17 protein-coding genes are annotated in these 23,106 nt (G+C 69.1%); 14 read left to right on the plus strand and 3 right to left on the minus strand.

The window, feature by feature from the left end; genetic code table 11:
* Window positions 1-63 precede the first annotated feature (63 nt).
* The 13 genes from J2853_RS29985 (at window position 64) to J2853_RS30045 (ending at window position 18,810) form a co-directional block, all read left to right on the plus strand.
* The gene (locus J2853_RS29985; RefSeq protein WP_307563780.1) at window positions 64-591 is read left to right on the plus strand and encodes a helix-turn-helix domain-containing protein; all 528 of its coding nucleotides are present in this window, start codon (window positions 64-66) and stop codon (window positions 589-591) included.
* A gap of 3 nt (window positions 592-594) precedes the next feature.
* Window positions 595-1,044 carry a hypothetical protein gene (locus J2853_RS29990; protein WP_307563781.1) on the plus strand — a complete coding sequence of 150 codons (450 nt, stop codon included), beginning with the start codon at window positions 595-597 and terminating at the stop codon, window positions 1,042-1,044.
* Between the two features lie 386 nt (window positions 1,045-1,430).
* Window positions 1,431-1,757, plus strand: coding sequence for a DUF2516 family protein (locus J2853_RS29995; protein WP_307563783.1), 327 nt, complete (start codon window positions 1,431-1,433; stop codon window positions 1,755-1,757).
* Between the two features lie 248 nt (window positions 1,758-2,005).
* Entirely contained in the window at window positions 2,006-2,560 is a 555-nt protein-coding gene (locus J2853_RS30000; RefSeq protein ID WP_307563785.1) for a GNAT family N-acetyltransferase, read from the plus strand.
* A gap of 105 nt (window positions 2,561-2,665) precedes the next feature.
* Window positions 2,666-3,670 carry a LacI family DNA-binding transcriptional regulator gene (locus J2853_RS30005; protein WP_307563787.1) on the plus strand — a complete coding sequence of 335 codons (1,005 nt, stop codon included), beginning with the start codon at window positions 2,666-2,668 and terminating at the stop codon, window positions 3,668-3,670.
* Window positions 3,657-5,042, plus strand: a complete 1,386-nt coding sequence (locus J2853_RS30010; protein WP_307563789.1) for a serine/threonine-protein kinase — start codon at window positions 3,657-3,659, stop codon at window positions 5,040-5,042. Before J2853_RS30005 ends, J2853_RS30010 begins: the two co-directional genes overlap by 14 nt.
* Window positions 5,043-5,259: 217 nt before the next feature.
* Window positions 5,260-5,925, plus strand: coding sequence for a gluconokinase (locus J2853_RS30015; RefSeq protein WP_307563791.1), 666 nt, complete (start codon window positions 5,260-5,262; stop codon window positions 5,923-5,925).
* A gap of 1 nt (window position 5,926) precedes the next feature.
* Window positions 5,927-7,300 carry a GntP family permease gene (locus J2853_RS30020; RefSeq protein ID WP_307563793.1) on the plus strand — a complete coding sequence of 458 codons (1,374 nt, stop codon included), beginning with the start codon at window positions 5,927-5,929 and terminating at the stop codon, window positions 7,298-7,300.
* A 395-nt stretch (window positions 7,301-7,695) separates the two neighbouring features.
* A complete protein-coding gene (locus J2853_RS30025; RefSeq protein ID WP_307563795.1) occupies window positions 7,696-9,279 on the plus strand; it encodes a cellulase family glycosylhydrolase in 1,584 nt (527 codons plus the stop codon).
* Window positions 9,280-9,549: 270 nt separating this feature from the next.
* Window positions 9,550-12,495 carry a glycoside hydrolase family 48 protein gene (locus J2853_RS30030; RefSeq protein WP_307563797.1) on the plus strand — a complete coding sequence of 982 codons (2,946 nt, stop codon included), beginning with the start codon at window positions 9,550-9,552 and terminating at the stop codon, window positions 12,493-12,495.
* Between the two features lie 189 nt (window positions 12,496-12,684).
* Window positions 12,685-15,354 (plus strand): glycoside hydrolase family 9 protein, encoded by a 2,670-nt coding sequence (locus J2853_RS30035; protein ID WP_307563799.1) that lies wholly within the window; start codon window positions 12,685-12,687, stop codon window positions 15,352-15,354.
* Window positions 15,355-15,452: 98 nt separating this feature from the next.
* Window positions 15,453-17,030 carry a cellulase family glycosylhydrolase gene (locus J2853_RS30040; protein WP_307563801.1) on the plus strand — a complete coding sequence of 526 codons (1,578 nt, stop codon included), beginning with the start codon at window positions 15,453-15,455 and terminating at the stop codon, window positions 17,028-17,030.
* A 133-nt stretch (window positions 17,031-17,163) separates the two neighbouring features.
* Window positions 17,164-18,810 carry an endo-1,4-beta-xylanase gene (locus tag J2853_RS30045; protein WP_307563803.1) on the plus strand — a complete coding sequence of 549 codons (1,647 nt, stop codon included), beginning with the start codon at window positions 17,164-17,166 and terminating at the stop codon, window positions 18,808-18,810.
* Between the two features lie 205 nt (window positions 18,811-19,015).
* On the opposite strand, the gene J2853_RS30050 is transcribed toward J2853_RS30045, so the two are convergent.
* Window positions 19,016-19,624, minus strand: coding sequence for an SGNH/GDSL hydrolase family protein (locus J2853_RS30050; RefSeq protein WP_307563805.1), 609 nt, complete (start codon window positions 19,622-19,624; stop codon window positions 19,016-19,018).
* A gap of 149 nt (window positions 19,625-19,773) precedes the next feature.
* Between J2853_RS30050 and J2853_RS30055 the strand changes: the two genes are divergently transcribed.
* Window positions 19,774-20,508: an alanyl-tRNA editing protein gene (locus tag J2853_RS30055; protein WP_307563807.1), complete on the plus strand. Its 735-nt coding sequence runs from the start codon at window positions 19,774-19,776 to the stop codon at window positions 20,506-20,508.
* Here the strand turns inward: J2853_RS30055 and J2853_RS30060 are convergent.
* Both J2853_RS30060 and J2853_RS30065 read right to left on the minus strand, forming a co-directional pair.
* Window positions 20,505-22,076, minus strand: coding sequence for a sensor histidine kinase (locus tag J2853_RS30060; RefSeq protein ID WP_307563809.1), 1,572 nt, complete (start codon window positions 22,074-22,076; stop codon window positions 20,505-20,507). The two genes, J2853_RS30055 and J2853_RS30060, sit on opposite strands and share 4 nt — an antisense overlap.
* 184 nt (window positions 22,077-22,260) lie before the next feature.
* On the minus strand, window positions 22,261-23,088 hold the full coding sequence (locus J2853_RS30065) for a helix-turn-helix transcriptional regulator (protein WP_307563811.1): 828 nt from the start codon (window positions 23,086-23,088) through the stop codon (window positions 22,261-22,263).
* Window positions 23,089-23,106 lie beyond the last annotated feature (18 nt).

Here is a 23,106-nt window from a genome sequence, read left to right on the forward strand (position 1 = left end):
AAATGCTTGCAACTGTTAGCCATAGCGTTTGCAATTGCAAGCAGTGCCGTGCAGACTGGTGCCATGGCACTACCCAAGGTCGGCTCGATCGGCGAGTACATCCGCGAGCAGCGCACGGTGGCGAAGATCTCCCTGCGCCAGCTCGCCGCCTCGGCGGGGGTCTCCAACCCCTACCTCAGCCAGATCGAGCGGGGATTGCGCAAGCCCAGCGCCGAAATCCTGAACCAGATCGCCAAGGGCCTGCAGATCTCGTCGCAGGCGCTCTACGTTCAGGCCGGTCTCATCGAAGAGCGTGAGCCGGACAGCGATGTGCTGACCGCGATCAGGGCCGATCACCTCATCACCGAGCGCCAGCGCCAGGTGCTGATCGACATTTACGAGTCGTTCCGCAAGGAGAACCGGGCCGAGGCTCCGGATGAGGACGCGCAGACCTCCCAGAAAGCGCATCCCGCACCGGAGCCCCCGCAGGGTGACCCGGACTCCTCGCCGGCCGGCGAGGAGTCACTGCCCAAGGGATATCTCAGCGCGCTGAAGCCCTACGAGACTCCCCCGAGCAACGGTCACGTCACACAGGAAGCCAAGGAAGGTTAACCCATGCCCATCGCCACCGAGATCGCCACCGAGGTCGAGAAGCTCGTCAAGTCCAAGCCGTTCTACGCCGTCGCCGGCGCCGGCGACCTGGCCGTCAAGGAGCTCCGCAAGCTTCCCCAGCGGATCCAGAGGCTGCAGGGCCGCAGCGAGGAGATCCGCGAGGTCGCCAAGGACCTCCCGGAGAAGGCCAAGGAGCTCGCCGGCAAGGCCGAGGTGTACGCCCAGCACTTCCCGGAGAAGGCGCGCGTCTACGCCGACCACGTCGCCGACAGAGCCACCAAGATCTACGACGAGTTCGCCACCCACGGCCGCAAGGTCGTCTCCAAGGCGAGCGGGGAGGCCGCCCGCGAGCTGGAGGAGGTCTCCGAGGCCTCCGCGCCTCCGCGCGCCTCCGCGCCCAAGAAGAACGGCCGCGCCCGCGCCCCGAAGTCCACCGCCGCTCCGAAGTCCTGATCCAGGCCGTCGAACGCGCGCGACACGATTCCGGGCATCGGGGTCTCGGGGTCCCGGGATCGGATCCGCGCGCCCGCCTGATCCAGGCCGTTCGGACGCGGGCGATCCCGGCGAGCGGCGCGCTCGCTCCGGTGAGGTCGCGTGAGAGGTCTTCGCGAGAGGTCTTCATGAGGCGCGACGGGGCGGACCCCCGGCGCAGAAGACCCGTCCCGGCATGCCGGGACGGGTCTTTCACCTCCGGCGCCCACGCCTCGATGACCGCTATGTCCCAAAGACACGCTCCTCGGCCCCTATCGGATTGAGCACGCCGGACCGAGGACGCCACGAATGGGATTTTCAGCATTAGGCTGATGAGAATTACCTGAGGCAAGCGGTTGGGAGAGACGATGTTCCAGGTGTACGGCGTTCTGGGCCTGATCTTCACGGCTCTGGCCATCGGCGTGTTCGTCATGGCGGCCTGGGCCCTCATCCACGCCGTGAAGACCCCGGCTCGCGCGTTCGCGGTCACCGGCAAGCAGACCAAGAACCTGTGGTTGATCATCCTGAGCCTGGCCGCGCTCTTCGGGTTCTCCGCCGCCGTGGGGTTCATTCAGCCTCTGAGCATCTTCACCATCGCGGCCGTCATCGCCGCGGGCATCTACCTCGCCGACGTCCGCCCCGCCGTGAAGGAGATCGGCAAGGGCGGGAACCAGGGCCCCTACGGCCCCTGGTGATTCACCCGGTGAATCACCGGCGAATCAACCCGGCGAACGCACCGGCGGATTCGGCCGGCGAGCGAACGGATGAATCGGCTGACAACAAAACGGCGAATCGGCTGGGAAAAACCGGTGAATCGGTCGGTGAACGAGTTCGCGAATCGCGCCGGTGAATGATCCGGTGAACGACTCGGCGAACCGGCCGCCGGACGCACCGGCGGATCAATCCACTTGCCCTGGGAGACCTGGGCCGATAGACACGCCGGATGATGTTCGCGAACAAACCCACCCTGGCCGGCGAGCGTGTGATCCTCCGGCCCGTCGGCCCCGAGCACGTCGACGGCCTCTGGGAGCTGATCAACGACCCGGAGACCGTACGGCTGACAGGGTCGCACGGACAGCCCGACTATGAGACGACCAAGCTGTGGTACGGCTCGCGGGGCGACCACGACGACCGGCTGGACCTGGCGATCTGCAGGGCCGAGGACGACTCCTACGTCGGCGAGATCGTGCTCAACGATCTCGACGTCCACAACTTCTCCTGCAACCTGCGCATCGCCCTGGTCGGGCCTCGCGTGTTCGGCAAGGGGTACGGCAGCGAGGCGATCAGGCTCATGGTCGACCACGCCTTCACCACCACCCCGCTGCACCGCATCGGCCTTGAGGTCTTCGACTTCAACGACCGGGCCGCCCATGTTTATCGCAAGGCGGGTTTCGTCAAGGAAGGCGTGTGCCGTGACGCCCTTTTCCAGGGAGGCGAGTGGCATGACTCGATCATCATGTCGGCACTTGCGCCTGACTGGGGTGTCAAGGAAGTCTGACACACATATGGTGATTTTCCGGAAACATCTTTTGACACTCTCGAAACAATGCTACGTTCATTGGGAGCGCTCCCACCTGTGCGGAATCTTGGTGTGGAGGAAGTTATGGCCGATCTACCCACACTTGCCCATGTCGCCGCGGAAGCAGGGGTCTCCCCCGCTACCGCGTCCCGGGTAATCACCGGTTCAGTCAGAGTCAGCACATCGACTCGTAGGCAGGTGCATGACGCAATCTCGCGTCTAGGTTACGTACGACACCGCGCTCCCCGAGGCGGAGCCGGGCGGCGATCCGACCAAGTCGTGGCGATAGTGGTCTGTGAGCCCGCGCACCGGCTGTTCACCGAGCCCTTCTACGCCAGAATGATCACCGCGGCGGAGGAGGTGCTCACCGGTCACGGCGTGCCCCTCGCCGTGATGACCGCCACGGCGGCCACGTCCACCATCGCCACGCCACCGCTTGTCGCCGGCGGGGTCGACGGTGTCCTGCTGATCAGCGCGCGGGACAGGCACCCGCTCGTGGTGACGCTCGCCGCCTCCGGCATTCCCGTGCGGAGCGCGGGCCGCCCACCGGACGGGATCGATCTCCCCCACGTCGACATGGACAACCGCGACGGCGGCAGGCAGGCGGCGGAACACCTCCTGCTCGGCGGCCGGCGGTCCATCGGTGTCATCGCGGGGCCGCCCACCCTGCCCGCGGCGCGGGATCGGCTCGACGGCTTCATGCAGACGCTCACCCTGGCCGGGATGACCGGCGTGCCGGTCGCCTACGGCGACTTCAGTCACGCGTCGGGCGTGCACGGCATGCAGTGGCTGCTGCGCAGGATGCCGAACGTCGACGCCGTGTTCGCCGCCTCCGACGTGATGGCCGCGGCGGCCCTGCAGACCCTGCGCCGCACCGGCCGCCGGGTGCCCGAGGACGTGGCCGTCATAGGGTTCGACGACGCCCCCATCGCCCGGCGGACCTCGCCCGCTCTCACCACCGTGCGCCAGCCGGTGGAGGAGTTCTCGGCGCTCGCCACCCGGTTGCTGCTGCTCTCGATGAGCGCGGACGACGCCCCCCCGAACAACCCTGTCCTGCCCACAGAGCTGGTAGTCCGTGAGTCCGCCTGAACTCGGCGGACTCCGTGCGGGAGACGTGCTCACCCGCAGGTATCTGTTGCTGGAGCAGATCGCGTGGGGCGGCATGAGCGTGATCTGGCGTGCCTTCGACCAGTCGCTGCAGCGGATGGTCGCGGTCAAGCTGCTCGACGGAGAGCTCGGCTCCGACCGTGGGGGCCGGGAGCTCATCCGCCGCGAGGCCCGCGCCACCGCCCGCCTCATCCACCCCGACGCGATCGAGGTCTACGACTACGGGGAGACCGTGACCCCGCACGGCCGCCTCGCCGCCTACGTGGTGATGCGCCTGCTGGAGGGGCGCCCGCTGTCCGACCGGATCTCCGAGGGCCCGCTGCCGTGGGCGGAGGCCGCGCTGATCGCGGCCAGGCTGGCCACCGTGCTGGCCGCCGCCCATGAGAGGGGGATCGTCCACCGGGACGTCACCGCCGAGAACGTGCTGCTGACCGCGACGGGCGCCAAGCTGCTCGACTTCGGCATCGCGGCGTTCATCGGGGAGGACGACGACGACGGCACCTCCGACTACGGCACCCCTCCCTACGTCGCGCCCGAACGGCTGACCGGTAGGACCGCGGACCCGGCGAGCGACGTCTACGCGCTCGGCGTGCTGCTGTTCGAGATGCTCACCGGCAGCCCGCCGTACCCCGAACGGACCTGGGAGGAGATCGAGAACGCCCGCCGCGAGGGGCCGCCGCCCGAGATCGGCGTCCCGGGGCTGCCTCCCTGGATCGGCGCGCTCTGCCGGACCTGCCTGTCGCACCGGCCCGAGGCCCGGCCGAAGGCGCAGGAGATGGCCGACGGCCTGGCGGAGGCCCTGGTCGTGGTCCGCAGGCCCACCGAGAACGAGGTCATGCGCTGGGCGGTGGCGGCGGCGGCGACGGTCGTGGTGCTGCTCGCGGGCGCCCTGGTGTGGAACCAGCTCGCCAACCCCGCCGGTGGCCGATCCACCCCTTCCGTGGCCCTCAGCTCCGGCGCCACACGTCCCGCACCGGTCGTGACCCCCGGGCCCGACGTCTCCAAGCCCTTTCCCCACCCCACCGCCCAGGACCACCGCACCACCGTTCAGGAGCATCGGGCGACGAAGAGGCCTCCCGAACCGAAGGTGATCCCATCGTCGGCGCCGGGCCTCAACCAGAGCGTCCGGCGCTTCAACGCGCTGCTGGCGGAGGGCGAGGGCAAGGGCAGGATCCGCCCGGACGTGGCCCTTGACCTGCGGCAGGTGCTGGCCAACAGCATCTGCTGCTCGCGCGATCTCACCTCGATCCGCGGAAAGATCGCCGACCGGCATCGGGAGGGCTCCCTGCCCGACGAACTCCGCCACGCCCTGGAGACGCAGCTCATCCGCGTATCGGTCGCACTGACCCGGTGACCTCCGGCCGGGACGCCTTGAGACGCCCCACATGGGGAATAACCCTCTTATCCGAGTCAATCGGAAACGCGAGCGATGAAACTTGTGCGAATCGTGTGACGGAGCGGGCGCCACGGGCAGTGCGATGACGCCGGCACCGCGGTGACCGATCATCTGCTGATCGCAGACGACCAGGCACGCGACGCCGTCGCGAAGCTCGACACGAGAGGCATTTCCGATGGATACCGCTCCGAACTCCGCCGCTCCGGCCTCCGCCGTCCCGCTGCTCGTCGTCATGGGCGTGACCGGGTCGGGCAAGACCACCGTGGGCATCGCCCTCGCCCAGCGGCTACAGGTGCCGTTCGCGGACGCCGACGACTTCCACAGCGAGGCCAACGTCGCCAAGATGTCGGCCGGCGTTCCGCTCGACGACGACGACCGGCTGCCGTGGCTGCGGTCGGTCGGCTCCTGGCTCGCGGGGAAGGCCGGCACCGGCGGGGTGATGAGCTGCTCAGCGCTCAAACGGAGTTACCGCGACCTCCTGCGAGACTCGGCGCCGGAGGTGGTTTTTGTCCATCTCCACGGCGACGCCGAGGTCATACGCCGCCGGGTCTCCGGCCGGCCAGGGCACTTCATGCCGGTTTCCCTGGTCGACTCGCAGGTGAAAACCCTGGAACCCCTGGAGCCGGACGAGCCCGGGATCGTCCTCGACTTCGGCAGGCCCGTCGACGAGCTCGTCGACGCCTATCTCGCCGCGGCGCCACTCCCCCGGACGCCGTCGCGGTCCGAATCACCTCCCGGGGCGCCGTCACGCCCGCGACCGTCCTCAGAAACGCCGTCGCGCCCGGCGCCCTCCGCCGATCCGGGGTCGGGCCCCAGGATTCCAGAGAAGCCGGGAGCGTGACATGCCGACCGTCCTGATCGCACTCGCCCCGCCCGACGCGGTCTCCCCCGGCCGGCTGATCCCCGCGGCGCTCATCGGCATCGCGCTGATCGTTCTGTTGATCACGTACTACAAACTGCATCCCTTCCTGAGCCTGACCCTCGGCTCGCTGGTCGTCGGGGTCGTCGCGGGCCTGTCGATGGCCGACACCATCGACGCCTTCACCAGCGGGTTCGGCAGCACGGCGGCCGGCGTCGGCACGCTCATCGCACTCGGCGCGATGTTCGGCAAGCTGCTCGCCGACTCCGGCGGGGCCGACGAGATCGTCGACACGATCGTCGGACGGTCGAGCCCTCGCTCCCTGCCCTGGGCGATGGCCGCGGTGGGTGCGCTGATCGGCCTGCCGATGTTCTTCGAGATCGGCCTCGTCCTGCTGATGCCGGTCATCTTCCTGGTCGCCCGCCGTGCGGGACTGTCCCTGGTCCGCGTCGGAATCCCCGCGCTGGCGGGCCTGTCGGTGATGCACGGGCTCGTGCCTCCCCACCCGGGACCGCTGGTCGCCATCGACGCGCTGAAGGCCGACCTGGGCGTCACCCTGCTGCTCGGCGTGCTCGTCGCCATTCCCACGGTGGCCGTCGCCGGGCCGTTGTTCTCCAAGTACGCCGCCCGGTGGGTGGACGTGCCGGCCCCGGAGCTCTACGACACCCCGCCCCCGGCGCAGGACGCCCGGCGGCCGTCGTTCGGCGTCACCCTGGCCACCGTGCTGCTGCCGGTCGTCCTGATGATGGGCAAGGCACTCGCCGACATCTTCACCCCCGAGGGACACCCCGTCCGCACCGTGCTCGACTTTCTCGGCACCCCGCTGGTGGCGCTGCTGATCGCCGTCATCGTCGCGATGTTCACCCTCGGTCGCGGCGCCGGCATGGGCAGGAAGGAGATCGCGAAGTCCCTGGAGCAGTCGCTGCCCCCGATCGCGGGCATCCTGCTGATCGTGGCCGCCGGAGGCGGTTTCAAGCAGACCCTGATCGACACCGGAATCGGCGGCCTCATCGCCGGCTGGGTGGAGAACAGCGGGCTGTCGGTGTTGCTGCTGGCCTGGCTGGTCGCCGTGCTCATCCGGCTCGCCACCGGATCGGCGACCGTCGCGACCGTCACGGCCTCCGGAATCCTGGCCCCGCTGGTCGCGGGCCTCGGCACAGGGGAGACCTCGCTGCTCGTCCTGGCCATCGGCGCCGGTTCGCTGTTCTTCTCCCACGTCAACGACGCCGGGTTCTGGCTGGTCAAGGAGTATTTCGGGCTCACCGTGGGTCAGAACATCAAGACCTGGTCGACGATGGAGACCATCATCTCGGTGACCGGGCTGGTGCTGGTCCTGGTGCTGGACGTGTTCATATAGGCCGGTTCGTATGAGCCACCCCATGCGGGCCGCTGCGGGTAGGCCGCCTCATGCGGGCCGGTTCGCGTAGGTCGGTTCGCGTAGGCCGCTTTGTACAGGCCGCTTTGTACAGGCCGCGAACGGCCACGGCCGCCTCCGGGTCCATGAAACTTTCACGACCCGGACCTTCGCGGGGGAGCCGTGCAGGGCGAGCTAGAGGGGGTCGTGCGTACGCGGGGAGGCGGAAGACGGCCCGGTGGGCGGTTGACGGGCGACGGGCGAGCGCCGAAGCATGACGAACGCGACCGGCCGCACTTCTGTTCACGGGGCCCCGTGAGCGGATCCCGTCCCCGAAGGGCATCCTTCTTGACACCCTCCCCACGGCTGAGGCCCGGGGCCCACACAGAGGGAATTCGATGAAAGTCCTGCGTGCTCGCAGGTGGTCGGCGGCGCTAGCGGCGCTCGTGACCACCTCGGCGCTGGCGGTCGCGCTCGGTTCCTCTCCCGCGGGTGCCGCGGGCGGAACCGGTACCGGCTACCTGCACACCTCCGGCAACAAGATCGTTGACAGTACGGGGGCGACCGTCCGCCTGACCGGCATCAACTGGTTCGGCATGGAGACCGACAACAAGACGTTCCACGGGTTGTGGGCGAGCAATCCGTGGAGGGGCCAGCTCGACAAGATGGCCTCGCTCGGCTACAACACCCTCCGCGTGCCGTTCTCCAACGACGCCCTCAAGCCCGGAGCGGTGGCCAGCGGCATCAACGACTTCGTCAACCCCGACCTGGTCGGCAACACCCCGCTGCAGATCCTCGACAAGGTCATCGACTACGCGGGCGGCAAGGGCATGCGGGTCATCCTCGACCGGCACCGCCCGACCGCCGCCGGGCAGTCGGCCCTCTGGTACGTCGCCGCGACGCCGGAGAGCACATGGATCGACGACTGGAAGATGCTCGCCCAGCGGTACGCGGGCAACACCACCGTCATCGGGGCCGACCTGCACAACGAACCGCACGCCGAGGGCACGAACCCGGCCGCCACCGGGGCCTGCTGGGGCTGCGGCGACACCGCGCGCGACTGGCGGCTGGCCGCCGAGCGGGCGGGCAACGCGGTGCTGTCGGTCAATCCCAACTGGCTGATCTTCGTGGAGGGCGTGAGCTGTCCGAGCGGCGGCCTGTCCAACGTCTGGGACAACGACCCCGGCAACGACGAGGACTGCGGGTGGTGGGGCGGCAACCTGTCCAAGGCGGGGCAGTTCCCCGTACGGCTCGACGTGGCGAACCGGCTGGTCTACTCTCCCCACGAGTACGCCACCTCGGTCTTCCACCAGACGTGGTTCGACGCGCCGGACTACCCGGCGAACATGCCGGCGATCTGGGACAAGTACTGGGGTTACCTCCACAGGCAGAACATCGCCCCGATCATGATGGGTGAGTTCGGCACCACCCTCCAGGCGCCCGTGGACAAGGTCTGGCTCCAGGAGCTGATGAAGTACACGGGCACCGGGGTGAACGGCATGTCGTTCACCTACTGGTCGTGGAACCCCAACTCCGGCGACACCGGTGGCATCGCCAAGGATGACTGGACCTCGATCAACCAGGACAAGCAGGACATCCTCCAGCCCTACCTGATCCCGCCGGTCGGCGGCGGGGGCGGGGGCGGGGGCTCCACTCCGAGCCCGACTCCCACGCCCGCCCCGGCGTCGTGCACGTCCGCGTTCAGGCTCACCAACTCCTGGCAGGGCGGCTTCCAGGGCGAGCTGACGATCAGGAACACCGGCGACTCGGCGCTGAACAACTGGACGTCCGCCTGGACCATGCCGTCCGGCGTGACGCTCGGCAGCGCCTGGAACGCCGTCGTCACGGCCGGCGGGACGAACTGGACGGCGAAGGGGCCCGACTGGGCCAGGAACCTCCCCGCCGGGCAGTCGGTCGTCATCGGCTTCACCGCCAACGGCCCCCAGGGACAGCCCTCCGGCATCACCTGCTCCGGCGGCTGAGGGGCGCCGAAGATCACCCGGCTCCGAAACAAAGCAAGCGCTCGGCTTGAAAGTTTCAGAACCGGTGAAATCATCCGTTCGGATCACAGCAGCCTGGTGGCGTGACACATGAAACATCGGCGTAACCGGGGACGCCCGCCATTGACATCCCGTCCGCTGTCTCCAGAATCCCTTATGGGAGCGCTCCCACCCCCTCTCTCCCTTGCTCGATCCGGCGTGAGGTCGCTACCAGCGGTTTCACCTCGGGCCCACCCATGGAGGCCATTCTCAATGCATCTGTTACCTATCAAAGCGGGAGCGCTCCCACGCTTCCGGAGGCGAATCGCCGTGCTGGCGCTGTTCAGCATGGCGGCCGGCACGGCCACCGCGCTGGCAGCCTCGCCCGCGATGGCGGCCGTCGCCTGCGACGTGACCTACACGACCAACGACTGGCAGGGCGGGTTCACCGCCAGCGTGTCGGTCAAGAACCTGGGTGACCCGCTGAACGGCTGGACGCTCGGATTCACCTTCCCGACGACCACCCAGCAGGTCACGCAGGGCTGGAGCGCCACCTGGGCGCAGAGCGGCCAGGCGGTCACCGCCAGGAACCTCGCCTGGAACGGCAGCCTCGCCACCGGCGCCTCGACCAGCATCGGCTTCAACGGCTCCTGGTCCGGGACCAACCCCAAGCCGACCGCCTTCACGATCAACGGAACCACCTGCGGCGGGACCACCCCTCCCGTCAACCAGCCGCCCACGGCGGCGATCACCAGCCCGTCGGCGGGCGCCACCTTCACCGCCCCCGCCACGGTGGCGATCGCCGCCAACGCGGCCGACGGCGACGGCACCGTCGCCAAGGTCGACTTCCTCAACGGCACCACCCTGCTGGGCAGCGACACCACCGCGCCCTACGCCTACAACTGGACCGGCGTCGCCGCCGGCAGCTACTCCCTCACCGCGAGGGCGACCGACAACCAGGGAGCGGTCACGACCTCCGCCCCCGTCGGGATCAGCGTCACGGGCACCTCCACCACTCCCGCGGTGGTCGTCACCCCGGCCACCCTCACCGTCGCCGAGGGCTCGAACGCGAACCTGGCGGTCAGGCTCTCCAGGGCTCCGACCGCGAACGTCACCGTGGCGACCACCAGGACGAGCGGCGACGCCGACCTGACGGCCTCCCTCGGCGGGTCGCTGACCTTCACCCCGGCGAACTGGAACACCGCGCAGACGGTGAGGATCTCCGCCGCCGAGGACGCCGACCAGACCTCCGGCAGCGCCGTGTTCACCTCGACCGCCACCGGCCACACCTCGGCCACGGCGACCGCGACCGAGGTGGACAACGACGGCACCGGCGGCGACAACGAGTACATCCGGCGGTTCACCACGCTGTACAACAAGCTCAAGGACCCGGCCAACGGCTACTTCTCGCCGCAGGGCGTGCCGTACCACTCCGTCGAGACCTTCCTGGTCGAGGCGCCGGACCACGGGCACGAGACCACCTCCGAGGCCTACAGCTACTACCTCTGGCTGGAGGCCGCCTACGGCAAGGTGACCGGCGACTGGAGCAAGTTCAACGCCGCCTGGGCCTCGATGGAGAGATACATCATCCCGGCCACCGCGGACCAGCCGACCAACTCCTTCTACAACCCGGCCAAGCCCGCCACCTACGCCGGCGAGTGGGACGACATCAGGCAGTACCCGTCCACCCTGGACGGGGGCGTGAGCGTCGGCGTCGACCCGATCGCGAACGAGCTGAAGACCGCGTACGGCACCAGCGACGTCTACGGCATGCACTGGCTGCTCGACGTCGACAACACCTACGGCTTCGGCCGCTGCGGCGACGGCACCACCAAGCCCGCCTACATCAACACCTACCAGCGCGGCCCCGAGGAGTCGGTCTTCGAGACCATCCCCCAGCCGTCCTGTGACACCTTCGCCCACGGCGGCCCGAACGGCTACCTGGACCTGTTCACCAAGGACAGCAGCTACGCCAAGCAGTGGAAGTACACCAACGCCCCCGACGCCGACGCCCGCGCCGTCCAGGTCGCCTACTGGGCGCACACCTGGGCCACGGAGCAGGGCAAGGCGTCCGACGTCGCGACCACGGTCGGCAAGGCCGCCAAGATGGGCGACTACCTGCGCTACTCGATGTACGACAAGTACTTCAAGAAGCAGGGCTGCACCAGCACCTCGTGCGCGGCGGGCACCGGCAAGGACAGCTCCGCCTACCTGATGAGCTGGTACTACGCCTGGGGCGGCGCCAGCGACAGCTCCGCCGGCTGGGCCTGGCGGATCGGCTCCAGCCACAACCACTCCGGCTACCAGAACCCGATGGCCGCCTGGGCCCTGTCCAGCGTGGACGCGCTCAAGCCCAAGGGTGCGACGGCCGTACAGGACTGGACCACCAGCACGAAGCGGCAGCTGGAGTTCTACCGCTGGCTGCAGTCGTCCGAGGGCGCGATCGCCGGTGGCGCCACCAACAGCTGGCAGGGTCACTACGCGGCCCCGCCGTCCACGCTGCCCACCTTCTACGGCATGGCCTACGACTGGCAGCCGGTCTACCACGACCCGCCGTCCAACCAGTGGTTCGGCTTCCAGGCCTGGTCGATGGAGCGGGTCGCGGAGCTCTACTACGCGACCGGCAACGCCGAGGCCAAGGTCGTGCTGGACAAGTGGGTCAAGTGGGCCACCGACAACACCACGATCAACGCCAACGGGACCTACCAGATCCCCTCGACGCTGGTGTGGACCGGCCAGCCCGACACCTGGAACGCGTCCAACCCCGGCTCCAACGCCGGACTGCACGTGAGCATCAGGGACTACACGACCGACGTCGGCGTGGCGGGCTCCTACGCCAAGGTGCTGATGTACTACGCGGCCAAGTCCGGTGACGCCACGGCCAAGGCCGTCGCCAAGGGCCTGCTCGACGGCATCTGGCAGAACAACCAGGACGCCAAGGGCGTCTCGGTCTCCGAGACCAAGGCCGACTACAGCCGCCTCAACGACCCGGTCTACGTTCCCCCGGGCTGGACCGGCGAGATGCCCAACGGCGACGTCATCAACTCCGACTCGACCTTCATGTCCATCCGGTCCTTCTACAAGAACGACCCGGACTGGCCGAAGGTCGACGCGTACCTGAAGGGCACCGGCCCCGCGCCGTCCTTCAACTACCACCGGTTCTGGGCCCAGGTCGATGTGGCCGTCGCCCTGGCCGAGTACGGCCGGCTCTTCCCCTAAAAGGAGCCGGGTAAGGCCGGGCCTCTCGCTCCCGAGGACGAGGCCCGGCACCCGAGGACCTCGGGGCGCGGCGGCATCCCTGACCTGTCACCGCGCCCCGAGCACCACCCTTTGAAGACCTCGGGGCGCGGCGATGCCTCCGACGCACCGCCGCGCCCCGGGCACCACCTCCTTCCGCGAGAGGCACCCATGAGATCCAGCGAAGGGACCGCCGGGTTCGCCCGGCGGGGGAGTCACCTCCCCGACGGCCTTTCTCCGCTTGAGACGGGCAGGACCGACCCGTCGCCCACCCGGGCCGGGAGGACCCCCTCCGGGCTCGGAGGAGTCGCGAGGAGATCCCTGGCGGCGCTGGCCCTGCTGGCCCCGCTGGCGTTCGTCGCCGCGCCGGCGCCCGCCGCCCAGGCCGCCGCGCCCGCGTTCAGCTACGGCGAGGCGCTCCAGAAGTCCCTCTGGTTCTACGAGGCCCAGCAGTCGGGGGACCTGCCGAGCTGGAACCGCGTCGGCTGGCGCGGCGACTCCGCGCTCGACGACGGCAAGGACGTCGGACTCGATCTGACGGGCGGCTGGTACGACGCGGGTGACCATGTCAAGTTCGGGCTGCCGATGGCGGCCTCCGCGACGATGCTGGCCTGGGGCGCGGTGGAGTACCGGGACGCCTACGTCTCCTCGGGGCAGCTCACCCACCTGCTGAACAACCTCGCGTTCGTCAACGACTACTTCATCAAGGCCCACCCGTCGCCGAACGTGCTCTACGGGCAGGTCGGCAACGGCGGCACGGACCACGCCTGGTGGGGCCCCGCCGAGGCGATGCAGATGCAACGGCCCGCCTACAAGATCGACGCCTCCTGCGGCGGCTCGGACCTGGCCGGGGAGACGGCGGCGGCGATGGCCGCCTCGTCGATCGTCTTCCGCCCGACGAACCCGGCCTACGCCGACACGCTGGTGACGCACGCGAAGCAGCTCTACACCTTCGCCGACACCGTGCGGAGGAAGTACAGCGACTGCATCACCGACGCGTCCGGGTACTACCAGTCGTGGAGCGGCTACAACGACGAGCTCGTCTGGGGCGCGATCTGGCTGTACCGGGCCACCCAGGACGCCTCCTACCTGGCCAAGGCCGAATCCGCCTACGACGCCCTCGGCACCGAGCCGCAGTCCACGACCAAGTCCTACAAGTGGACGATCGCCTGGGACGACAAGTCCTACGGCGCCTATGTGCTGCTGAACAAGCTGACCGGCAAGCAGAGATACCTCGACGACGCCAACCGCTGGCTCGACTTCTGGACGGTCGGGGTCAACGGGCAGCGGGTGAGGTACTCCCCGGGCGGCCAGGCCGTACTCGACCGCTGGGGATCGCTGCGCTACGCGGCCAACACCTCGTTCGTGGCCCTGGTCCACAGCGACACCATCACCGACGCCGCCCGTAAGACGAGATATCACGACTTCGCGCTCCGGCAGATCAACTACGCGCTCGGCGACAACCCGCGTAACTCCTCCTACATGGTCGGGTTCGGCGCCAATCCCCCCAAGAACCCGCACCACCGCACCGCGCACGGCTCGTGGACCGACCAGCTCACCTCGCCGGTCGCCAGCCGCCACACCCTGTACGGCGCGCTCGTCGGCGGCCCGCCCGACCCGGACGACGTCTACACCGACAAGCGCGACGACTACGTGATGAACGAGGTCGCCACCGACTACAACGCGGGCTTCACCAGCGCGCTCGCCCGGCTCTACCGGGAGTACGGCGGAGCCCCGGCGGCGAACTTCCCCGTCGCGGAGACCCCCGACGGCCCGGAGATCTTCCTTGAGGCCGGGGTGAACGCCTCGGGTTCGACGTTCACCGAGATCAAGGCGATCGTCAGGAACCAGTCCGGCTGGCCCGCGCGCCCGTTGACCAACGGCTCGTTCCGCTACTACTTCACCCTCGACGGCGCCACCACCGCGAGCCAGGTCTCGGTCTCCTCCGCCTACAACCAGTGCAAGGCGCCGACCGGGCCGACCCTGCTGTCCGGCAAGACCTACTACGTCACGATCGACTGCTCCGGCACCTCGATCTCCCCCGCGGGGCAGTCGCAGCACCGGCGCGAGGTGCAGTTCCGCCTCGCAAGCTCCGGCACGTGGGACCCGTCCAACGACTGGTCGTATGCGGGGGTCGCCACCACTCCCGGCGCGACTCCCGTGATGGTGCGGAACATGACGCTCTACGCGGGCACCACGAAGATCTGGGGAGACCCCCCGGGTGACGAGCCGCCCCCGGTGGAGGACACGACGGCCCCGGCGAGGCCCGGCAAGCCCGTCGTCTCCGCCGTCACCGGGAGCACCGCCAGGCTGACCTGGACGGCGTCCACCGACAACGTGGGCGTGAGCGGCTACGACGTCTACCGCGGCACGACCAGGATCGCGACGGCTCCGGGCACCTCCTTCGACCTCACCGGCCTCACCCCCTCGACGGCCTACACCGTTCAGGTGGTGGCCAGGGACGCGGCGGGCAACTCCTCCCCCGCGTCCGAGAGCACGGCCTTCACCACCACCCAGGCTCCGCCCACGCAGACCGGCGGGTGCGCCGCCACCTACACGATCGGGAACTCCTGGCAGGGCGCCTTCCAGGGCGAGGTGACCGTCAGGAACGAGGGTGCCTCCGCCATCGCCGGCTGGACGGTGACCTGGAGGTTCACCGGCGGCCAGACCATCAGCCAGCTGTGGAGCGGTACGCACACCCAGACGGGAGCGGACGTGTCGGTCAGGAACGTGGCCTGGAACGGCGCCCTCGCCCCCAACGGCTCGACGACCTTCGGGTTCACCGCGAGCCAGAACGGCACCAACGGCGTCCCCGTCCCGGTGAGCTGCACCGTGAGCTGACGCCTCCCTCCGCCCCGGCCGGGTGTGATGACCCCTCCACCCGGCCGGCCACATCCCCTCAAGACCGCCGACCACACACTCCCCCACAGAGGTGGGTCATGCGAATCCGAATCGCGATGCTCATCGCGCTCCTCCTGTCGTTCCTCGTCCCGATGGCACCCGCCCACGCCGCCGTCGGCCTCCACGTCAGCGGAACGAGGATCCTCGAATCGGACGGCAGCGCGTTCGTCATGCGCGGCACCACCCACGCGCACGCCTGGTACACGACCCAGACCGGCTCCTTCGCCGCCATCAAGGCCCTCGGCGCGAACACCGTGCGCGTGGTGCTCAGCGGCGGCCGCTGGCCCGCCAACAACACCGCCGACGTGGCGAACGTCGTCTCGCTGTGCAAGCAGAACAAGCTCATCTGCGTGCTGGAGAACCACGACACCACCGGATACGGCGAGCAGAGCGGCGCCTACACCCTGGACCAGGCCGTCGACTACTGGATCAGCGTGAAGAGCGCGATCACCGGCCAGGAGGACTACGTCGTCCTCAACATCGGCAACGAGCCCTTCGGCAACAACGCGACCACCCCCGGCTGGGTCCAGGCCACCTCCGCCGCGATCACCAGGCTGCGCGGGAACGGATTCCAGCACCTGATCATGGCGGACGCGCCCAACTGGGGCCAGGACTGGGGCTTCACCATGCGCGACAACGCGGCCACGGTCTTCGCCGCCGACCCGCAGCGCAACACGGTCTTCTCCGTCCACATGTACGGCGTGTACGACACGGCGGCCGAGGTCACCGACTACATGCAGCGCTTCCAGACCGCCGGGCTTCCGCTGGTGATCGGCGAGTTCGGGTTCAACCACTCCGACGGCGACCCCGACGAGGACACGATCATGGCCCAGGCCCAGGCCAGGGGCATCGGCTACCTCGGCTGGTCCTGGAGCGGCAACGGCGGCGGCGTCGAATACCTCGACCAGGTGACCAACTTCAACCCCGCCGGCCTCACCAGCTGGGGGCAGCGGCTCTTCAACGGCCCGAACGGCATCGCGCAGACCTCCGTCCAGGCCAAGATCTACGGTGGGACGAATCCTCCGGATCCGGCGGACACCACCGCACCCAGCAGGCCCGGCACTCCCACCGCATCAACCGTCACCGCCACCGGCGCCACCCTCACCTGGACCGCCTCCACCGACAACCGCGCCGTCACCGGCTACACCGTCTACCGAGGCACCACCCAACTCGCCACCTCCACCACCAACACCGTCACCCTGACCGGCCTCACCCCCGCAACCGCCTACACCGTCAACGTCGTCGCCCGCGACGCCGCCGGAAACACCTCCACCGCCTCACCCACCACCACCTTCACCACCCCCGCCGGACCCACCAACCCCGGCACCGGCTGCACCCCCACCTACCGCACCACCAACACCTGGCAAGGCGGCTTCCAAGGCGAAGTCACCATCCGCTGCACCAGCGCCGCCACCACCTGGCGAACCACCCTGACCTACCCCACAGGCGTCAACGTCACCCAAAACTGGAGCTCCACCCTCACCACCAACGGCACCGCCTTCACCTTCGCCAACGCCCCCTGGAACGGCACGATCCCCGTCGGCGGAACCACCACCTTCGGCTTCATCGGCTCCTGGAACGGCACCGGCACCCCACCCACCCCCACCCTCTCCTGACACCCCGGAAGGGGGTACGGCCCGCGTGCCGTACCCCCTTCCCTTGGCATCTCACCGAAAGTTTCGGAGAATGTCCATAAGTTTCCATCCCCTCGGACCCCCACAGGTTCCCGCACCCCCAGGAAGGAATCCCATGCCCAGTCTCCGCAGAGCGATCTCGATCGGGGCGCTCGCCGTCCTCCCGATCCTCGCGGCCGTTCTTCCGGCGCTTCCCGCTCACGCCGATCAACCCCTGCGCGCGCACGCCGAGGCGCGCGGCAAGTTCATCGGCACCGCGCTCTCCACCTCCCCCCTGGCGAACGAGACGGCCTACCGCAACATCGCGGCCACCGAGTTCAACCAGATCACCCCCGAGAACGCGATGAAGTGGGATGCCACCGAACCAAACCAGAACCAGTTCAACTGGTCGGGGGCGGACGCGATCGTCAACTTCGCCACGCAGAACAACCAGCAGATCCACGGGCACACGCTGGTCTGGCACAGCCAGACACCGGCCTGGGTGCAGAACCTCGGCGCCGACGCCATGCGTACGGCGATGCGCAACCACATCGCCCAGGTCGCCGGCCGCTACGCCTCCAACCCCACCCTCGTGTCCTGGGACGTCGTGAACGAGGTCTTCGACGACAACGGAAACATGCGCAACTCGTTCTGGTACCAGAGGCTGGGCGACACCTACATCGCCGACGCCTTCAGGGCCGCGAAGGCCGCCGACCCCGACGCCAGGCTCTGCATCAACGACTACAACGTCGAGGGCATCAACGCCAAGAGCACGGCGATGTACAACCTGGTGAGGTCACTGCGGGCGCAGAACGTGCCGGTCGACTGCGTGGGCTTCCAGGGCCACCTGTCCACCCAGTACGGCTTCCCCAGCCAGGTCCAGCAGAACGTGCAGCGCTTCGCCGACCTCGGCGTCCAGGTCAGGTTCACCGAGATCGACATCCGGATGCTGACCCCGAGGACCGCGGCCAAGGACACCCAGCAGGCCACCTACTACAGAGACATCGTCAACGCCTGCCTCGCGGTGACCCAGTGCGCCGGCATCACGATCTGGGGCTTCACCGACAAATACTCCTGGGTTCCCGAGACCTTCCCCAGTGAGGGCGCGGCCCTGATCTACGACGAGAACTACGCCCAGAAACCGTCCTACACGGCGGTGCACAACGCCCTGGCCGGTGGGACGAATCCTCCGGATCCGACGGACACCACCGCACCCAGCAGGCCCGGCACTCCCACCGCCTCAGCCATCACCGCCACCGGCGCCACCCTCACCTGGACCGCCTCCACCGACAACCGCGCCGTCACCGGCTACACCCTCTACCGAGGCACCACCCAACTCGCCACCTCCACCACCAACACCGTCACCCTGACCGGCCTCACCCCCGCAACCGCCTACACCGTCAACGTCGTCGCCCGCGACGCCGCCGGAAACACCTCCACCGCCTCACCCACCACCACCTTCACCACCCCCGCCGGACCCACCAACCCCGGCACCGGCTGCACCCCCACCTACCGCACCACCAACACCTGGCAAGGCGGCTTCCAAGGCGAAGTCACCATCCGCTGCACCAGCGCCGCCACCACCTGGCGAACCACCCTGACCTACCCCACAGGCGTCAACGTCACCCAAAACTGGAGCTCCACCCTCACCACCAACGGCACCGCCTTCACCTTCGCCAACGCCCCCTGGAACGGCACCATCCCCGCCGGCGGAACCACCACCTTCGGCTTCATCGGCTCCTGGAACGGCACCGGCACCCCACCCACCCCCACCCTCTCCTGACATCGAACGTCCTCTGACACCCGCACGTGGGGGTGCGGCCGCCGGCGATCTCTCCGGCCGGCGGATCGTCAGAGGCGAACGGCGGGCGGTGGCACGATCACACCGCCCGCCTCCGGGGGCGGCGATGCGGCGATCGCCGCCCCCGGGTCACCTCGGTGTGCGCCCGGGACAGCCCAGGCGTCCCCGGCGGTCATCCGGCCCACGCTCAGGCGCTCGGACCGAACCCGTACTTGCGCAACCCGCCGACCAGCCACTGCGCGATCTTCGTATGGCCCTCGTAGGTGGGGTGGACGCCGTCGGACAGGGTCGCCCCACTGCCCCAGCTCCGGCCGAGCGGATCCAGGAAGGGCGTCTTCGCCTCCTCGGCCGCGACCGCGATGGCATCCCTCACCTGGTAACTCCACTCGGGGGCCTTCGCCATCCAGATGGGACCGATCACCACGACCCTGGTCCGCGGCCATCGGCGGCCGACCAGCTCCAGCAGGCGCTCGACCGCCTGATGAACCGTCCCGGGGCTGACCTCCCGGTCGTTGTGCCCACCGGAAATGATCAGCAGACTGGGGGGCGGACGCCAGGAGAGCTCCTTGTCGAAGGACGTCTCGAAGGTCCGGCCCACCGAGCCGGGGTTGACGAAGCCCGTTCCGGACGCGCCCGCCGTGACCAGCTGCCAGCCCATCGCCCGCGCGGCCTGCGCGGCGTAGCTGTCCCACCCCCCGACCGGGCCCGACCCGACCGTGAAGCTGTCACCGATGATCATGACCAGTGGAGCCGCCGACCGGTGCAACGCGAACGAGGGAGTGGAGGACAGGGGCACCCGGGCCCCGGTCTCATCCGTCGGCGATGCGAACCCACTACATCCCGATATAAGGCAAGAAATCGCCGTAAAAGAAGCGATGGTGAGCACCGGGAGTCGCCTGCGCACCTGCCCGTGCATGCCACCTCGGTGAGCTTTAGGCTGCCGACATGAGTAGTGACCTCTACGGGCGCACGCGGCGACTCGAACTCGCCGACCAGAACCTGCGCTCCTTCGAAGCTGTGGTCCTGGCGTCGTCGCCCGACGGGATCGTTCTGAGCACGTCGGCATTCTACCCAGGCGGAGGAGGCCAGCCCGCGGATCGCGGAGTTCTCCTCTGGCAGGGAGTGGAGACCCGCATCGCCGGTGTGCGCAAGGGCGACGACCTCTATCTGATTCCGGTCGAGGACGACCCGATCCCCCCGCCGGGGACGACCGTGCGGGCGGCGGTCGAGGACGAGAGACGCTCCGCCCTGATGCGCACCCACTCGGCCCTGCACGTGCTGTGCGGGGTGGTCTTCCGCGACTTCGGCGCCCTCGTCACGGGCGGCAACATGGAAGAGCTGACCGCTCGCATGGACTTCAACCTGCCCGAGGTGCCGCCCGGCTTCAAGGAGACCGTGGAGGAGGCCTGCAACGCGGAGGTCACCGCCGACCGCCGGATCGACGTCCGGGTCGTCCCCCGCGCGGAGGCCTTCGCGATCCCCGACATCATCAGGACCGCCACGAACCTGGTGCCCGAGACGGTGGAGGAGGTACGGATCATCGACATCGTCGGTCTCGACTGCCAGGCCGACGGCGGCACCCACGTCGCCTCCACCAAGCAGATCGGCCGCATCCGGGTCGCCAAGATCGAGAGCAAGGGCAAGGGCTTCCGCCGCCTCCGCATCGAGGTGACGGACTAGCCGTCCGCCTCCCCCGCGCCGTCACCCGGTTTCACCGAGCAGAGGTCCCGGCCGAACAGGGCGGCTCGTTCACGTCGATTCAGGCGGTTCATCCCCCGCGTAAAAGGACGAATCAATCCCACCTGCTCGGAGGGGACCGCTCCTTGCCCGGCAGGGCGGCTCGTGCCCGCCGGCTTCGGGCGATCCGTTCCCGTCAGCTCCTCCGAGGAATCGGGTTCCACGGGCTGGTTCCCGGCCGTTCGTCCGGCGTGCAGCAGAGGGAGCCGCAGGACGAAGCGGGCGCCCCGGGTGGAATCCTCGATCCGCAGGGTGCCGTGGTGGGCCTCGGCGATGTCACGGGAGATGGCCAGACCGAGCCCGCTGCCGCCCGAGTCGCGGCGACGCCCGTCGGCCAGGCGGGTGAAACGCTCGAAGACCCGCTCCCGGTCTCCCGGGGCGATCCCGGCGCCGTCATCGAGCACCGTCACCACGGCATGATCGCCGACCGCGCCCACCGAGATCTCCACACCGGTGGCGGCGTGCCGGCGCGCGTTGCTCAGCAGGTTTCCGATCACCCGGATCAGCCGGATCTGCGAGCCGGAGACCCACACCCCGGAGGCCGCGTGAACATGCACCGGTACCCCGGTGCCCTGCGTGGCCTCCTCGGTCACGAGCCTGCCCAGATCGATCAGCTCCCGGGCCGCGGGCTCGGCCACCCGCAACCGCGCCAGCAGCAACAGATCGTTGACGATCGCCTCCAGCCGGCCGGTCGCCGTCAACGCCCCCTGGATGCTCTCCATCGGATCGACCTCGCCGGGGTACAGCAACGCCTCCTCAAGTTGCATGCGCAACCCGGTGATCGGAGTCCGCAGTTCGTGGGAGGTGGTGGAGGCGAACTGCCGCTGCTGCTCCACCGCCCCTTCCAGCCGCTCCAGGCTCTGGTTGGCGGTACGCGCCAGCAGCGCGAACTCGTCCTCTCCCTGCGGCACCGGCACCCGCAGGCTCGCATCACCCACCGTGATCTCCGCCATCCGCGCCCGGATCGCCGCCACCGGACGCAGCGTCCGGCCGACCGTCCACCACGTCATCCACCCCGCCAGGCCCAGCAGGGCGAGAGCGCCCGCGGCGAGGTAGAACTCCAGGAGGTGCCCGCCCAGGAGAGGCGGCTCCGCGATGCCCGCGTAGACGACCGGAGCGTCCGCCGCGGGAGAGATCCGGATGGCCATCAGCATGAGACCGTTCCCGGTCAGCCGCTGGAAACGATCGTCGGCCGGCGGCCGGATCGTGCTCAGGGGCGGCCTACCCCACGCATGCCTGCTCGCCCCCAGCACCGTGCCCCGGGCGTCCACCAACTGGACGAGATCGGCGCCGGCCGAGGCCGGGATCGGAGCCGGCACGGTGCGGTCACGCGCCGCCGCGCTCCACTGGCCGGCCACCCGCTCGGCGTTCTTGAACACGTCGTCCTGAATCCGGTACCGGATCGCCAGGTCGGAACTCACGCTCACCACGACCAGCACCACCAGCAGCAGCGCCGTCACGATCGTCGTGTAACGCGCCTGGATCGAACGCGGGCGCGGTGGCAACCTCACCGGGTCCTCGTCCCGGGAAGAGCGCCGCTCACGAGCAGGCCGTCACGCGGCAGAGGCCCGAGGAGGCCATGCCGTCGTCCTCGCACGCCGGCGGGGGCCGAAGGCACATGGACCGCCGAACTCGGTGACTCCCGCCGAACGGCACATCGGGACCGGGAGTCGTGGCGGGTCGGGAGGCACGCCGTCATGGCGTCATGATGGCGAGGCTGCCCAGCAGGGCCAGGGCGTGCTCGGAGGGGCTGGCGGGCTCGGCCTGGAAGACGTGCAGTTGCTGGCCGGGAGCGCTGCCGACGTTGAACAGCTCGCAGGTGAGGGTCAGGTCGCCGACCTCGTGATGGTGGAGGCGCTTGGCCTCGTGGGTCTTGCCGACGACGTCATGACGCGCCCACATCCGGCGGAAGTCATCGCTTTCGCCGGAGAGCTCGTCGACCAGTTCGGTCAGATAGGGGTGGTCGAGGTCCGCTCCCGTGGCCGCGCGCAGGTGTGCCACCTTGGAACGGGCGACCTTCTCCCAGTCCCGGTAGAACGTGCGTGCGGCGGAGTCCAGGAAGACCGCCCGGACCAGGTTGTCTCCGTGCTCCAGTCCGGAGAAGAGAGCATCGGCCAGCATGTTCGTGGCCAGTACGTCCATCCAGCGGTTGCAGACGAACGCCGGGGTGTACGCCCAGCCCCGCATCAGCCGCAGCAGGTCCGGGCCCACCCGCTCCGCTTCGTCGACCGCACGGCGCGGCCGTGTCCTCGGGTGGGCGAGTTCGTACAGGTGCGCCGCGGCGTCAGGTCCGAGATCCAGCACCCGCACCAGGGCGCAGAGCACCCGCTCGGACGGATGGCGTTCGCGTCCCTGCTCCAGACGGATGTAGTAGTCGGTGCTGACATCCGCCAGCATCGCCACCTCCTCCCGGCGCAGTCCCGGCGTCCGGCGAGGACCGACGTGCAACAGCCCTACCTGTCTGGGAGTGGTGACCTCGCGTCGAGCACGCAGGAATTCACCAAGAAGATTCTCGCTGTCCATTTCGTCACCGTATGTCGG

The organism is Streptosporangium lutulentum (assembly GCF_030811455.1).
In the GTDB taxonomy this organism is placed as follows: domain Bacteria; phylum Actinomycetota; class Actinomycetes; order Streptosporangiales; family Streptosporangiaceae; genus Streptosporangium; species Streptosporangium lutulentum.

Excerpts from the sequence above, each read along its gene's own strand:
- J2853_RS30025 (WP_307563795.1), top strand. The coding sequence starts at position 7,696 with ATGAAAGTCCTGCGTGCTCGCAGGTGGTCGGCGGCGCTAGCGGCGCTC.
- J2853_RS29990 (WP_307563781.1), top strand. The coding sequence starts at position 595 with ATGCCCATCGCCACCGAGATCGCCACCGAGGTCGAGAAGCTCGTCAAG.
- J2853_RS30005 (WP_307563787.1), top strand. The coding sequence starts at position 2,666 with ATGGCCGATCTACCCACACTTGCCCATGTCGCCGCGGAAGCAGGGGTC.
- J2853_RS30015 (WP_307563791.1), top strand. The coding sequence starts at position 5,260 with ATGGATACCGCTCCGAACTCCGCCGCTCCGGCCTCCGCCGTCCCGCTG.
- J2853_RS30020 (WP_307563793.1), top strand. The coding sequence starts at position 5,927 with ATGCCGACCGTCCTGATCGCACTCGCCCCGCCCGACGCGGTCTCCCCC.
- J2853_RS30030 (WP_307563797.1), top strand. The coding sequence starts at position 9,550 with ATGCATCTGTTACCTATCAAAGCGGGAGCGCTCCCACGCTTCCGGAGG.
- J2853_RS30040 (WP_307563801.1), top strand. The coding sequence starts at position 15,453 with ATGCGAATCCGAATCGCGATGCTCATCGCGCTCCTCCTGTCGTTCCTC.
- J2853_RS30035 (WP_307563799.1), top strand. The coding sequence starts at position 12,685 with ATGAGATCCAGCGAAGGGACCGCCGGGTTCGCCCGGCGGGGGAGTCAC.
- J2853_RS29985 (WP_307563780.1), top strand. The coding sequence starts at position 64 with ATGGCACTACCCAAGGTCGGCTCGATCGGCGAGTACATCCGCGAGCAG.
- J2853_RS29995 (WP_307563783.1), top strand. The coding sequence starts at position 1,431 with ATGTTCCAGGTGTACGGCGTTCTGGGCCTGATCTTCACGGCTCTGGCC.
- J2853_RS30065 (WP_307563811.1), bottom strand. The coding sequence starts at position 23,088 with ATGGACAGCGAGAATCTTCTTGGTGAATTCCTGCGTGCTCGACGCGAG.
- J2853_RS30045 (WP_307563803.1), top strand. The coding sequence starts at position 17,164 with ATGCCCAGTCTCCGCAGAGCGATCTCGATCGGGGCGCTCGCCGTCCTC.
- J2853_RS30000 (WP_307563785.1), top strand. The coding sequence starts at position 2,006 with ATGATGTTCGCGAACAAACCCACCCTGGCCGGCGAGCGTGTGATCCTC.
- J2853_RS30055 (WP_307563807.1), top strand. The coding sequence starts at position 19,774 with ATGAGTAGTGACCTCTACGGGCGCACGCGGCGACTCGAACTCGCCGAC.